The sequence below is a fragment of the Streptomyces sp. NPDC042346 genome (assembly GCF_055581845.1).
This window is the reverse complement of sequence record NZ_JBVJEH010000002.1, coordinates 794,799-807,796: the sequence shown is the minus strand read 5'-3', so window position 1 is coordinate 807,796 and position 12,998 is coordinate 794,799. Positions and strand designations below refer to the sequence as shown.

At 74.0% G+C, this 12,998-nt stretch carries 13 protein-coding genes; 11 read left to right on the top strand and 2 right to left on the bottom strand.

What is annotated here, in order from left to right:
- The first annotated feature begins 232 nt into the window (after nucleotides 1–232).
- From ACZ6K0_RS12285 to ACZ6K0_RS12235, 11 genes are all read left to right on the top strand, one after another.
- On the top strand, nucleotides 233–1,507 hold the full coding sequence (locus tag ACZ6K0_RS12285) for a molybdopterin-dependent oxidoreductase (RefSeq protein ID WP_469231883.1): 1,275 nt from the start codon (nucleotides 233–235) through the stop codon (nucleotides 1,505–1,507).
- Nucleotides 1,508–1,556: 49 nt separating this feature from the next.
- Nucleotides 1,557–2,387 (top strand): ammonia-dependent NAD(+) synthetase, encoded by an 831-nt coding sequence (nadE, locus tag ACZ6K0_RS12280; protein ID WP_469231882.1) that lies wholly within the window; start codon nucleotides 1,557–1,559, stop codon nucleotides 2,385–2,387.
- A gap of 67 nt (nucleotides 2,388–2,454) precedes the next feature.
- The gene (locus tag ACZ6K0_RS12275) at nucleotides 2,455–2,853 is read left to right on the top strand and encodes a VOC family protein (RefSeq protein WP_376398964.1); all 399 of its coding nucleotides are present in this window, start codon (nucleotides 2,455–2,457) and stop codon (nucleotides 2,851–2,853) included.
- A gap of 87 nt (nucleotides 2,854–2,940) precedes the next feature.
- The gene (locus ACZ6K0_RS12270; RefSeq protein ID WP_469231880.1) at nucleotides 2,941–3,621 is read left to right on the top strand and encodes an ABC transporter permease; all 681 of its coding nucleotides are present in this window, start codon (nucleotides 2,941–2,943) and stop codon (nucleotides 3,619–3,621) included.
- Nucleotides 3,618–4,292, top strand: a complete 675-nt coding sequence (locus tag ACZ6K0_RS12265; protein ID WP_469231878.1) for an ABC transporter permease — start codon at nucleotides 3,618–3,620, stop codon at nucleotides 4,290–4,292. Before ACZ6K0_RS12270 ends, ACZ6K0_RS12265 begins: the two co-directional genes overlap by 4 nt.
- Nucleotides 4,289–5,242: an ABC transporter substrate-binding protein gene (locus tag ACZ6K0_RS12260; RefSeq protein ID WP_469231877.1), complete on the top strand. Its 954-nt coding sequence runs from the start codon at nucleotides 4,289–4,291 to the stop codon at nucleotides 5,240–5,242. Before ACZ6K0_RS12265 ends, ACZ6K0_RS12260 begins: the two co-directional genes overlap by 4 nt.
- A gap of 203 nt (nucleotides 5,243–5,445) precedes the next feature.
- A complete protein-coding gene (locus tag ACZ6K0_RS12255; RefSeq protein ID WP_469231875.1) occupies nucleotides 5,446–6,564 on the top strand; it encodes a glycoside hydrolase family 5 protein in 1,119 nt (372 codons plus the stop codon).
- Between the two features lie 122 nt (nucleotides 6,565–6,686).
- Nucleotides 6,687–7,994, top strand: coding sequence for an alpha/beta fold hydrolase (locus ACZ6K0_RS12250; RefSeq protein ID WP_376398950.1), 1,308 nt, complete (start codon nucleotides 6,687–6,689; stop codon nucleotides 7,992–7,994).
- Nucleotides 7,995–8,095: 101 nt separating this feature from the next.
- Nucleotides 8,096–9,244 carry a GntR family transcriptional regulator gene (locus ACZ6K0_RS12245; protein WP_376398947.1) on the top strand — a complete coding sequence of 383 codons (1,149 nt, stop codon included), beginning with the start codon at nucleotides 8,096–8,098 and terminating at the stop codon, nucleotides 9,242–9,244.
- Nucleotides 9,245–9,334: 90 nt separating this feature from the next.
- Nucleotides 9,335–10,267 (top strand): SIS domain-containing protein, encoded by a 933-nt coding sequence (locus ACZ6K0_RS12240; protein ID WP_469231872.1) that lies wholly within the window; start codon nucleotides 9,335–9,337, stop codon nucleotides 10,265–10,267.
- Nucleotides 10,264–11,016, top strand: a complete 753-nt coding sequence (locus ACZ6K0_RS12235) for a PIG-L deacetylase family protein (RefSeq protein ID WP_376398941.1) — start codon at nucleotides 10,264–10,266, stop codon at nucleotides 11,014–11,016. Before ACZ6K0_RS12240 ends, ACZ6K0_RS12235 begins: the two co-directional genes overlap by 4 nt.
- Nucleotides 11,017–11,040: 24 nt before the next feature.
- On the opposite strand, the gene ACZ6K0_RS12230 is transcribed toward ACZ6K0_RS12235, so the two are convergent.
- A complete protein-coding gene (locus ACZ6K0_RS12230; protein ID WP_376398938.1) occupies nucleotides 11,041–11,814 on the bottom strand; it encodes a VOC family protein in 774 nt (257 codons plus the stop codon).
- 175 nt (nucleotides 11,815–11,989) lie between these two features.
- Entirely contained in the window at nucleotides 11,990–12,970 is a 981-nt protein-coding gene (locus tag ACZ6K0_RS12225) for an NAD(P)/FAD-dependent oxidoreductase (RefSeq protein ID WP_469231870.1), read from the bottom strand.
- Nucleotides 12,971–12,998 lie beyond the last annotated feature (28 nt).

Genomic DNA, 12,998 nt, shown 5'->3' with positions numbered 1-12,998 from the left:
CGGTCCGGCGGGGCAGGCCGGACGGCCCGGCTTCCGCCCGGTCCGGTGGGGGCCCGCTTCCGGCCGGGCCGCCGGAGGACGATCGGGCCCGCTTCGCGCCCCTCCGGCGGACGCCGTCTGGCCCGCCTCCAGCCGGTCCGGCGGAGGCGACCGGGCCCGCGCTTTCCGCCGGCCGCAGCGGCCTGGGCCTCACCGACAGGACACCTCGGGGTGCCCGGCGCACCATGAGGAGATGGACGGCTCTCCGACCGATCTGGGCTCCATCAGCGCCCCCGGGCGGCTCGCGGGCCCGGCGGAGGGCATCACGCCGCAGGAGCTCGCCCTCGCCGCCCGCAACCACGGGCTGCCCCTGGAAGCGCTGCGGTACGACGTGACCCCGCCCGGCCTCCACTACGTCCTCGTGCACTACGACATCCCCGCCACGGACCCGGACGGCTGGCGGCTCACCGTCGGCGGCCGGGTGCTCCGGCCCCTCGCACTGGACCTCGACGGGCTGCGCGCCCGGCCCGCCGTCACGCGCCGGGTGACGCTGGAGTGCGCCGGGAACGGGCGCGCCCGCCTCACTCCCCGCCCCGTCAGCCAGCCCTGGCTCGTCGAGGCCGTCGGCACCGCCGACTGGACCGGCGTCCCGCTCGCCGCGCTGCTCGCGGAGGCGGGGACCGCCGAGGACGCGGCCGAGGCCGTGTTCACCGGTGCCGACCACGGGGTGGAGCGGGGCGTCGAGCAGGACTACCGGCGCGGCCTGCCCCTCTCGGTGGCCGCGGACCCGGCGCGGGACGTCCTCGTCGCGTACGCGATGAACGGGGCGCCCCTGCCCCCGCAGCACGGCAGCCCGCTCCGGCTGGTCGTCCCCGGCTGGTACGGCATGGCCCACGTGAAGTGGCTCCACGACATCACGGTCACCGCCACCCCGTACACCGGCTTCCAGCAGAGCGTGGCCTACCGCATCCGGGGCACGACGGACGGGGACGAGCCCGGGGAGCCCGTCACCCTCATCGCGCCCCGCGCCCTGATGATCCCGCCAGGCTTCCCGGACTTCATGTCCCGCACTCGCGTCGTCCGCCCCGGGCCCGTGCGGCTCGCGGGGCGCGCCTGGTCGGGCCACGGCCCGGTCACCCGCGTCGAGGTCGGAGAGTCGAGCGGGTCGAGCGGACGCAGCGAGGCATTCGAGGCAGGCGAGACAGGCGCGTACGGCGAGTACGGCGAGTACGGCCGGACCGGCGAGTACGGCTGGATCGGCGAGTACGGCGAGTACGGCAGCGCCGTCTGGACCGACGCCGTGGTCGACCACGACCCCGCGCACCCCTGGGCCTGGTCGTCCTGGCACGCCACCTGGACGGCGACACCGGGCCCGCACCGCCTCACCGTGCGGGCCACCGACGCCGAGGGCCACGTCCAGCCGCTCGCCGCCCCCTGGAACCGCGGCGGCTTCGCCAACAACCTCGTCCAGCGGGTCGACGTCCTCTGCGCCCCGGACCCGTCCGTCACCCGATCGGGCGGCGGATAGAGTCGACCCCGGTACACGCAGCAAGCACGACCCCGACGAGGAGACCCCCGTGACCGACCCGGCGTCCACCGCCCTCCAGCAGCAGATCGCCCGGGACCTCGAGGTGTCCGACACCTTCGACCCGGCCGTGGACATCGAGCGCCGAGTGGCCTTCCTCGCCGAGCGCCTCACCTCCACCGGGCTGCGCTCCCTCGTCCTCGGCATCAGCGGCGGCGTCGACTCGACCACCGCCGGCCGGCTCTGCCAGCTCGCCGTCGAGCGCGTCCGGGCCGCCGGCCACGACGCCACCTTCTACGCCATGCGCCTGCCGTACGGCGTCCAGGCCGACGAGAGCGACGCGCAGACCGCCCTCGGCTTCATCCGTGCCGACCGGGTCCTCACGGTCGACGTCAAGGCCGCCAGCGACGCGGCCCTGGAGGCGAGCCTCGCGGGCGGGGTGACCTTCCGCGACGCCCACCACCAGGACTTCGTCCAGGGCAACATCAAGGCCCGCCAGCGGATGATCGCCCAGTACGCCGTCGCCGGCGCCCAGGACGGTCTCGTCGTCGGCACCGACCACGCCGCAGAGGCCGTCTCGGGCTTCTTCACCAAGTTCGGCGACGGCGCCGCCGACGTCGTCCCGCTCACCGGTCTCACCAAGCGCCGCGTCCGCGCGGTCGCCGCCGAGCTCGGCGCCCCGGCCGAGCTGGTGTGGAAGGTCCCGACGGCCGACCTGGAGACCCTGGACCCGGGCAAGCCCGACGAGGACGCGCTCGGCGTCACGTATGACGACATCGACGACTTCCTGGAGGGCAAGCCGGTCGGGGAGGCCGCCTTCGCCTCCATCGTCCGCCGCTACCGGCTCACCGAGCACAAGCGGCAGCTGCCGATCGCTCCCTGAGCGCTTCGCGGCCCGTCGGCGGATCCTGGAGGGGGGTCTCGGAAGAGCCCCCGGAAGGGAGTACGCCATGTTCGGCGAGACCACGGCATTCAGCGGCTTCGCGGTCGACGACCTCGACGCCGCCAAGCGCTTCTACGGCGAGACCCTCGGTCTGACGGTGGAGGAGGCGGGGGAGGGAGACATGCGCATGCTCTTCCTCACCCTCGCCGGCGGGACCCGGATCTTCGTCTACCCGAAGGAGAACCACACCCCCGCCTCGTTCACGATCCTCAACTTCGAGGTCGACGACGTCGACCGGGCCGTCGACGACCTGGCGGCGCGAGGGGTGACCCCGGAGCGCTACCCCGGCTTCGACGCGGACGACAAGGGGATCATGCGGGGCGCGGACGGCAGACCGACCATCGCCTGGTTCACGGACCCCGCGGGCAACGTCCTCTCCGTCCTCTCCTCCCACACGAGCACCTGACGTCAGGACCCCTGACGGTCTGACGACGACCCCCTAACGGCCCCGGCCGGGGTGCGGACGACCCCGCGTACCACCTGCAATGAGAAGGTGACCGCGCCGCCCGACGACTGCCTCGCCCGCAACGACTGGATCTGCGGCGCCTACGTGTCCTCACGGAGCGAGATCCTCGCCGACGCCGTCGTCCAGCACCTCCAGCTGACCGTGGTCTCGGTCGCCCTCGCCGTGCTGCTCGCCCTGCCCCTCGCGGTCGTCGCGCGCCGCTGGCGCTGGGCGGCCGGGCCCGTCCTCGGGATCACCACGGTCCTGTACACGATCCCGGCCCTGGCGATGTTCTCGCTGCTCCTGCCCGTGTACGGACTCTCCGCCGCCCTGGTCGTGGCCGGTCTCGTCCTGTACTCGCTCACCCTCCTCGTACGGAACGTGCTCGCCGGGCTCCGGGCCGTCCCCGAGGAGACGCGCCAGGCCGCGCGCGGCCTCGGATACGGGCCGATCCGCCTCCTTCTCACCGTCGAACTGCCCCTCGCGCTGCCCGCCGCCATGGCCGGACTGCGCATCGCCACCGTCTCCGCCGTCTCCCTCGTCACCATCGGCGCGATCGTCGGCCACGGCGGCCTCGGCAACCTCATCTACGCCGGGATGAACACCTACTTCAAGGCCCAGGTCCTCACCGCCTCCGCCCTCTGCGTGGTCATCGCCGTCACCGCCGACCTGCTCCTCCTCGGCGTGCAGCGGCTGCTCACCCCCTGGACCCGGGGGCAGGCCGCGTGACCACGCTGACCGACGCCTGGTCCTGGCTCACCACCGGCGCGCACTGGTCCGGCGAGAACGGCATCTGGCAGCGGCTCGGGGAGCATCTCTTCCTCACCGGCGTCTGCCTCGCGCTCAGCTGCCTCGTTGCCCTGCCCATGGCCCTCGTCCTCGGCCACCTCGGCAAGGGCGGCACGCTCGCCGTGAACCTCGCCAACGCGGGCCGGGCCGTGCCCACCTTCGCCGTCCTCGTCCTGCTGCTCCTCAGCCCCCTCGGCCCGTACGGCGAGTGGCCGACGATCATCGCGCTCGTCCTGTTCGCCGTCCCGCCGCTGCTCACCAACGCGTACGTCGGGATGCGGGGCGTCGACGCCGACGTCGTCCGGGCCGCCCGGGGCATGGGCATGACGGGCGGTCAGACCCTCGCCCGGGTCGAGTTGCCGCTCGCGCTGCCGCTCGTCCTCACCGGCGTGCGGATCGCCGCCGTCCAGCTCGTCGCCACCGCCACTGTGGCCGCGCTCGCCGGCGGCGGCGGGCTCGGCCGGATCATCACGGCCGGGTTCAACCTCGCCTCGACGCCCCAGGTCGTCGCCGGGGCGCTCCTCGTCGCCGCCCTCGCGCTCCTGATGGAGGGGATCTTCGAGGGGGTCCAGCGCCTCGCGCCCGCCGGGGCGCGGGGGAGCGGCGCGTGAGGCCGCCCCGCGCCCCGGCGGGCGCCCTCCTGCTGGCGCTCGCCCTCTCCGGCTGCGGCACGGGTCCGAGCCTGGAGGATCAGGGCGAGGTCACGGCGCCGCCGCCCGGGGACGCCCGCAGCCTGACGATCGGCTCGGCCGGATTCACCGAGAGCGACCTGCTCGCGCAGATGTACGCGCTGCTCCTCCAGGAGGCCGGCTACCGCACGGAGATCCTCTCCGTCACCAACCGCGAGCTGTACGAACCGGCGCTGGAGAACGGGCAGATCGACGTCGTGCCGGAGTACGCGGCGACCTTCGCCGACTGGCTGAACGCCAAGGTCAACGGCGCGGACGCGCCGACCGTCGGCTCGCCCGACCTGACGACGACCATGACCGCCCTCCGGGAGCTCGCCGCCCCGCGCGGGCTCACCGTCCTCGACCCCGGCCGTGCCGTCGACCAGAACGCCTTCGCCGTGACCGCCGCCTTCGCCGCCGAGCACCGCCTGAAGACGCTCGGCGACCTCGGCGCCGCCCGCCTCCCGGTCCGGCTCGCGGCCGGGGACGAATGCGTCCAGCGGCCGTACTGCGCCCCCGGTCTGAGGGAGGTCTACGGAATCGACGTGACCGCCGTCGACCCCAAGGGCGTCGGGACGACCCAGGCGAAGCAGGCCGTCCAGAGCGGCCAGGACCAGCTGGTGCTCACGACGACCACCGACGCGACGCTCGACGACTTCGGGCTCGTCCTGCTCGCCGACGACAAGAACCTCCAGAACGCGGATCACATCGTGCCCGTCGTCAACCGCGCCCGCGCCGGGAGCCCGGGGGTCACGGACGCCCTGGACCGCCTCAACACCGTCCTGACCACGGCAGACCTCGCGGAACTCAACGAACAGGTGGACAGCTGGCGCCGCCTCCCCGAGGACGTGGCCCGGAACTACCTCACCGGCAAGGGCCTGGTTCCGGGCTGAGCGACGGCCGACGGACGACGGCCGACGGACGGCCGAGCGGTTGCCCCTTCGCTTGCCCCTTCGGTGTCAGCCAGCTGAACAGCGTCTCTTGTCATGACCCTTGCGGGGTGCTCCGGACCCCTGCTATTCATCCGTTAGGAAAGTTTCCTTCCAGTCGAACTCTCCGTTCCCCACCCACCGTTCATCGTTCCGTGGAGACCCCCATGACTTCGGCACGATCCGTACGCCCCCACTCCCACTCCCACTCCCACCCCCGCCCCGGACTCCGGCGCCTCGCCGTCGCCGGCGCCGCTCTCGGCGCCCTGCTCCTCGGCCTGGCCGAGTCGAACGTCGACACCGCCCAGGCGGCCCCCACCACCCCGGACGCCACCGCCGCCGCCACCACTCCCGCCGCGATCAACGGACAGCTCCATGTCTGCGGCACCAAGCTCTGCAACAAGTACGGCAACCCGATCCAGCTGCGCGGCATGTCCAGCCACGGCACCCAGTGGTACGCCCAGTGCCTGACCGGCGGCTCCCTCGACGCCCTCGCCAAGGACTGGAAGGCCGACGTCCTGCGCGTCTCCACGTACGTCCAGGAGGACGGCTACGAGACAGACCCCCGCAAGTACACCGACCTGGCCCACTCCCTCATCGAGCAGGCCACCGCCCGCGGCATGTACGTGATCGTCGACTGGCACATGCTCGACCCGGGCGACCCGCGGTACAACCTCGCCCGCGCCAAGGCCTTCTTCACCGAGATCGCCCAGCGCCACGGCTCCAAGACCAACCTGCTCTACGAGATCGCCAACGAGCCCAGCGGCGTCTCCTGGTCCCGGATCAAGGGCTACGCCGAGGAGCTCATCCCCGTCATCCGCGCCAAGGACCCCGAGACCCCGGTCCTCGTCGGTACGCGCGCCTGGTCCTCGTTCGGCGTCTCGGAGGGCTCCGACGAGTCCGAGGTCGTGTCCAACCCCGTGAACGCGGCCAACATCATGTACACGTTCCACTTCTACGCGTACTCCCACCGGGACGAGTACCTGAACACCCTCTCCCGCGCCGCCGCCAAGCTGCCCGTCTTCGTCACCGAGTTCGGCACGCAGAACTACGCGGGCGAGGGCGCCAACGACTTCACGATGACGCAGAAGTACCTCGACCTGATGGCCTCGAAGAAGATCAGCTGGGTCAACTGGAACTTCTCCGACGACGACCGCAGCGGCGCCGTCTTCAAGCCCGGCACCTGCGACGCCGGCGGAAGCTGGACCGGCACCGGCTCCCTCAAGCCCGCCGGCGTCTGGATCCGCGACCGCATCAGGACGGCGGACTCCTTCCCCACCTCCTGACCCGCGCCACCTCCTGACCCGCCCCACCTCCTGACCCGCCCCGCCCCGTCCCCGGGTACGCCCCCGCCATGTGATCCACTGTCCTGGCGGGGGCGTACCGATCAGGAGCAGCAGGAGCAGCGTTGACCACCTACCGCCAGCCGGGCCTCGTCCTCACCGACCACCGCTTCCCCGTCCCCCTCGACCACACCCGCCCCGACGGCGAGCGGATCGAGGTCTACGGCCGGGAGCTCGTCGCGAGCGGAAAGGCCGGCGAGGACCGCGAACGGCTCCCCTGGCTGGTCTACCTGGAAGGCGGGCCCGGCTTCGGCGCCCGCCGCTTCATCGGCCCGCAGGCCTGGCTCGGCCGGGCCGTCCGCGAGTACCGCGTCCTCCTCCTCGACCAGCGCGGCACCGGCCGCTCCACCCCCGCCAACCGCCAGACCCTGCCCCTGCGCGGCACCCCGCGCGAGCAGGCCGACTACCTCGCCCACTTCCGCGCCGACTCCATCGTCAAGGACTGCGAGCTGGTCCGCCGACGGCTCACCGGCGGCGCCCCCTGGACCGTCCTCGGCCAGAGCTTCGGCGGCTTCTGCGCCACCCACTACCTCTCCACCGCCCCCGAAGGACTGGAGACGGTCCTCGTCACCGGCGGCCTGCCCTCCCTGGACGCGACGGCCGACGAGGTCTACCGCGCCGCCTACCCCCGCGTCCGGCGCAAGAACGAGGCCCACTTCGCCCGCTACCCGCAGGACGCCGAACGCGCCCGGGCGATCGCCGCGCACCTCCTCGACCGCGAGGTCACCCTCCCGGGCGGCGGGCTCCTGACCGTGGAGGCCTTCCAGTCCCTCGGCATCCTCCTCGGCGGCGGCGACGGCACCCACCAGCTCCATCTCCTCCTGGAGCACGCCTTCGTCCCGACCCCGGGCGGACCCGCCCTCTCCGACGCCTTCCTGGAACAGGTCCAGGCCCACCTGTCGTACGCGGGACACCCGCTGTACGCCGTGCTCCACGAGGCCATCTACGCCCAGGGGCAGGGCCCCACCGACTGGGCCGCCGAGCGGGTCAGGAGCGAGTTCCCCGAGTTCGACGCCACCGCCGCGCTCTCCGACGGCGCGCCCTTCCTCTTCACCGGCGAGACCGTCCATCCCTGGCACTTCACCACCGACCCCGCCCTGCGCCCGCTCCGCGAGACCGCCGCGCTCCTCGCCGCACGCGAGGACTGGGCCCCGCTCTACGACCCCGAGCGCCTCGCCGTCAACGAGGTCCCGGTCGCCGCCGCCGTCTACCACGACGACATGTACGTGGACACCGCGCACTCCCTGGAGACGGCGAGCGCCGTGCGCGGCCTGCGGACCTGGGTGACCGACGAGTTCGAGCACGACGGGGTACGGGCCGGCGGGCCGCGCGTCCTCGACCGGCTGCTGTCGCTCGCCAGGGACGAGGTCTGACGGTCCGGGGCCGGTGCTGATCGTCCGGGCATAGGATTCGGCGCGCAATCGATCAGCAATGTGCGCGCCGTGCCCGGCGCGGCGAGCGCGAGGGGGCCCGGATGGCGGGACGTGAGACTCCGGCGTCCGGCCGGGAGCTGAAGTTCCGGACGCTCATGGCCGAGCTGCGGCGCGGCATCCTCGACGGCACCTGGCCGCCCGGCAGCAAACTCCCCACCGAACGCGCCCTCGCCACCGAGACCGGCCTGTCGGTGACGACCGTCCGCCGCGCCTACGAGGACCTCGTCGCCCTCGGCCTCGTCGAGCGGCGGCAGGGCGCGGGCTCGTTCGCCGCCCACCGCCCCGAACGGGACAGGACCGGCCGCCGGATCGTCGGCGTCCTCGTCCCCGACACCTCCTTCTACTACCCGAGGGTCCTCCAGGGCATCGAGAAGGAACTCGCGGCGGACGGCGCCCGGCTCGTCCTCGCCTGCTCCCACTACGACCCCGACGAGGAGGACGCCGCCGTCGCCCGCCTCCTCGCCGACGGCGTCCACGGGCTCCTCCTCGTCCCCAGCCTGCACACCGCCACCGACCCCGGCCGGCGCGCCGAGGAACTCCTCGCCCTGCCCGTGCCCGCCGTCCTCGTCGAGCGCCGGCTCACCGCCCACGGCCCCGGCGACGCCACCGAACACGTCTGCACCGACCACGAGGGCGGCGCCTACGACGCCGTGCGCCATCTGCGCGCCCTCGGCCACCAACGGCTCGGACTCGTCGTCCGCACCGACGCACCCACCACCGCGCCCATCGAGGCCGGCTTCGCCCGGGCGCTCGCCGACCTCGGACTGCCCGAGGCGCCGCCGTACGAGCGGGACGTCATGGCCCGCTGGGACCAGGACCGCGCCGACCGGGCCCTCGGCGCCCTGCGCGCCGCCGGGGTCACCGCCGCGCTCTGCTTCGGCGACCGGGAGGCCGCGCTGATGCTCGGGGCGGTCCGCAGGGCGGGGCTCCGGGTGCCCGAGGACCTGGCCCTGATCAGCTACGACAACGAGTTCGCCGATGTCGCGGAGACCCCGCTGACGGCCGTGTCGCCGCCCAAGTACCAGCTCGGACGGCTGGCCGCGCAGATCCTGCTCCGGCGGCTCGCCGAGGGCGACGCGGCCCCGCTCCACCAGGTGCAGCTGCGGCCCCGGCTCGTCGTCCGCGCCTCCTGCGGGGGCGGACGGCGCGGGGCCGACGGTCCGGGGGCCGCGGAAAAGTCCAAGCAGTGAGTTCCCATTGCTCATGGTGTGCTCTTGACCGCTGCCGGTAGAACTCGGTTCGGACCCCACGGGGGAGTCCCCGAGGAGAGGACCCGGACCATGAGCACCCATGTCATCGCGGAGATCGCCAGCCAGCCCGACTGCTGGCGCCGGGCCGCCGAGACCGCCGAGCGCCACGCCGCCCGGCTGCCGCGCCGGGGCGAGCGCGTCGCCGTCGTCGGCTGCGGCACCTCGTACTTCATCGCCCGCGCCTACGCCGCGCTCCGCGAGTCCCTCGGCGCGGGCGAGACCGACGCCTTCCCCGCCTCCGACCGGACCCCGCTCGGCCGCGGCTACGACCGGATCGTCGCCCTCACCCGCTCCGGTACGACCACGGAGGTCGTGAACCTGCTTGCCGGCGCGGCAGGCCGCATCCCGACCCTCGTGCTCACGGGCGTCCCCGACAGCCCGGCGGGACAGCTCGCCGACGAGATCGTCGACCTCGCCTTCGCCGACGAACGCTCGGTCGTCCAGACCCGGTTCGCCACCACGGCCCTCCAACTCCTGCGCGCGGGGCTCGGGGTGGACCTCGCGCCCGCGATCGCCGACGCGGAACTCGTGCTGTACGAGCGGCTCCCCGCCGTCTGGGAGCGGCGCGGTCAGTTCACCTTCCTCGGCACCGGCTGGACCGTGGGCCTCGCCGACGAGGCGGCCCTGAAGCTCCGTGAAGTGGCCCGCGCCTGGACGGAGTCGTACGCGGCGATGGAGTACCGGCACGGCCCGATCAGCATCAGCGACCGCACCAGCCTGGTCTCCTGCTTCGGCCCGGCCCCCTCGGGCCTCCGGGACGAAGTCGAGTCCACCGGCGCCCTGTTCGCGGCCGACGCGATCGACCCGGTGGCCGCGCTCGTCCGCGCCCAGCGGCTCGCGGTCGCCCTCGCGGACCGGCGCGGCCTGAACCCCGACCGCCCACGGCACATCTCGCGCTCGGTGATCCTCGCCGGTGCGTTCAGGCCGACCGTCGCCGAGGCGGCCCGTATCCTGCGCTCATGATCGAGAACGACGTCACGGACCTCCTGGACATGCCCCGCGACTGGCAGCGCGCCCTCGCCGTCGTCGCCCACCCCGACGACCTGGAGTACGGCTGCGCCGCCGCCGTCGCCGACTGGACGGACGCGGGCAAGGAGGTCGTCTACGTCCTCGCCACGCGCGGCGAGGCCGGCATCGACACCCTCGCCCCGGACGTCTGCGGCCCGCTGCGGGAGCGGGAACAGCGGGACAGCGCCGCCGTCGTCGGCGTGCGGACGGTCGACTTCCTCGACCACCGCGACGGCGTGATCGAGTACGGGCTCGGGCTCCGCCGCGACATCGCGGCGGCGATCCGCCGCCACCGCCCGGAGCTCGTCGTCACCCTGAACCACCGCGACACCTGGGGCGGCGGCCCCGGCGCCCCCTGGAACACCCCGGACCACCTGGCCGTCGGCCGCGCCACGCTCGACGCGGCGGCGGACGCCGGAAACCGCTGGATCTTCCCCGAGCTCACCGCAGAGGGCCTGGAGCCCTGGAACGGCGTGCGCTGGGTGGCGGTCGCGGCCTCCAGCACCCCGACCCACGCGATCGACGCGGCCCCGGGCCTGGACCGCGCCGTCCGCTCGCTCCTCTGCCACCGCGCCTACATCGAGGCGCTGACGGACGAGGACCCGGAGGAGTACGTCCGCTCCTTCCTCACCGCGGCGACGTCCCGCGCGGCCGACCGCTTCGGCGGCCGCCCGGCGGTGACGTTCGAACTCTTCCCCCGCTGACGCGGGATCCGGAGGGAGCTCCGCTCACCCCATCGGCGCGGGCTTCAGCACCGCGAAGGGGGCGCCGAAGGGGTCGGCGAGCCAGGCGATGCGGCCGACGTCCGGGATGTCGGCCGCCGGCATGAGGACCGAGCCGCCGTTGCCCTGGGCCGTCCGGGCCATCGCGTCGGGGTCCTCGACCGCAAAGTACGGGATCCAGTGGGGCGTCTCCCCCTGGAGCTCGGCGACGCCGCCGAAGGAGGCGTCCTCCTGGTCGCCCTGGGCGGTGGAGATCACCCGGTACGTCATGCCCGGTGCCTCCATCTCCGCCCAGCGCCAGCCGAACAGCGTTCGGTAGAAGGCGAGGACGGACTCCGGGTCGGCGACGTGGAGTTCCGCCCAGACGAGGGTGTTGGTGGACGAGGTCCGCTCCAGGCCCTGGACCCTTCCCGGCTGCCAGACGGCGAACCGGGCGCCGCCCGGGTCCGTGAGGGCGGCCATGCGGCCCGCGTCCATGACGTCGAACGCCGGGAGGCGCACGGTGCCGCCCGCGGACTCGGCCGTCTTCTGCGTGGCGTCCGCGTCCGGCGTCCGGAAGTACACCGTCCAGGCGCTGCTCGCGCCCTCCTCGGTGAGCGGTCCGAGCGCGGCGACCGTGTGGCCGTCCTGCTGGAAGAAGCCGTAGCCGCCGGCGTCCGGTCCCGCCGAGCTGAACTCCCAGCCGAAGACGGCGCCGTAGAACGCGGCGGCGGCCGCCGGGTCGGGGCTGCCGAGATCGATCCAGCTGGGGGAACCCGTGGTGAACTGCGTACCGAGCATGGGGGTGTCCTGTCCTTCCGTCGTCCGTGACTGCCGGAGCCGTGCTGCCGTCCGGGCCGTGCCGTTGTCCGGGCCGTGCTGCCGTCCGGGCCGTGCCGTCGGCCCCGCCGGCTTCCGGCCACCATGACCGATCCTCACCCCTGCGTCGCGGCGGCGCAGCCGCAGCACCTCCGGTTCATCCGCGCGGCCGACCGGCCACCACGTCCTCCAGGTCGCCGAGCAGCAGCTCGTTGTTGATCGCCACGCCGGCCCGGTAGCCCAGCGCGACCGCGTTCACGACCTGCTCCTGCGGGCCCGTCACGTTCCCGGCGGCCCAGACACCGGGAACGCTCGTCCGGCCCGTCTCGTCCACCGTCACGAACGTGCCGAACGGCGTCTCGCGCAGCGCCGCCCCCAATTGGCGCAGGACGCCGTCCCGGGGCGCGAGGCGATCGGCCCCGACGAAGACCACCGAGCGGTCGACCACCCGGCCGCCGGCGAGCCGGACCCCGGTCAGCCGGTCGTCCTCGACGACGAGCCCCGCCACCTCGCCCGCCACGACCTCGACCCCGGCCGCGTCGAGCAGCGCCGCGTCCTGCGCGGAGAGCGCGTCGGCGGTGTGCAGGAAGAGCGTCACGTCCGGGGACCAGAGGGAGAGCATCAGCGCCTGGTGCGCGGGCATCCTCGGGTGCGCGATCACACCGAAGGCCCGGTCGCGGACCTCCCAGCCGTGGCAGTACGGGCAGTGCAGCACGTCCCGCCCCCACCGCTCGGCGACCCCGTCGATCGTCGGGAGCTCGTCGACGAGCCCGGTCGTGACGACGAGCCGTCGCGCGCCCACGGCCGTACCGTCCGCGAGGGACACCGTGAACCCGCCCTGTCCGTCCGGCGTCGCGCCCGTCACCGTCCCGGCCCGCCACTCGACCCCGTACGCGGCGATCTCGCGCCGCCCGGCCTCCAGGTACGCGGCGGGGCTCATCCCGTCCCGGGACAGCACCCCGTGCATGTGGGCCGCGGGCGCGTTGCGGGGCTCGCCCGCGTCGACCACCAGGGTGCGCCGCCGCGACCGGCCCAGGATCAGCGCGGCGCTGAGCCCGGCCGCCCCACCGCCGACCACCACGACGTCGTACCGGTCCTTCGTCACCGTCATGTCCGTGCTCCCTACGTTCGTGCTCATGGCCCGAGAGTCGCTTCCCCTCGCATCG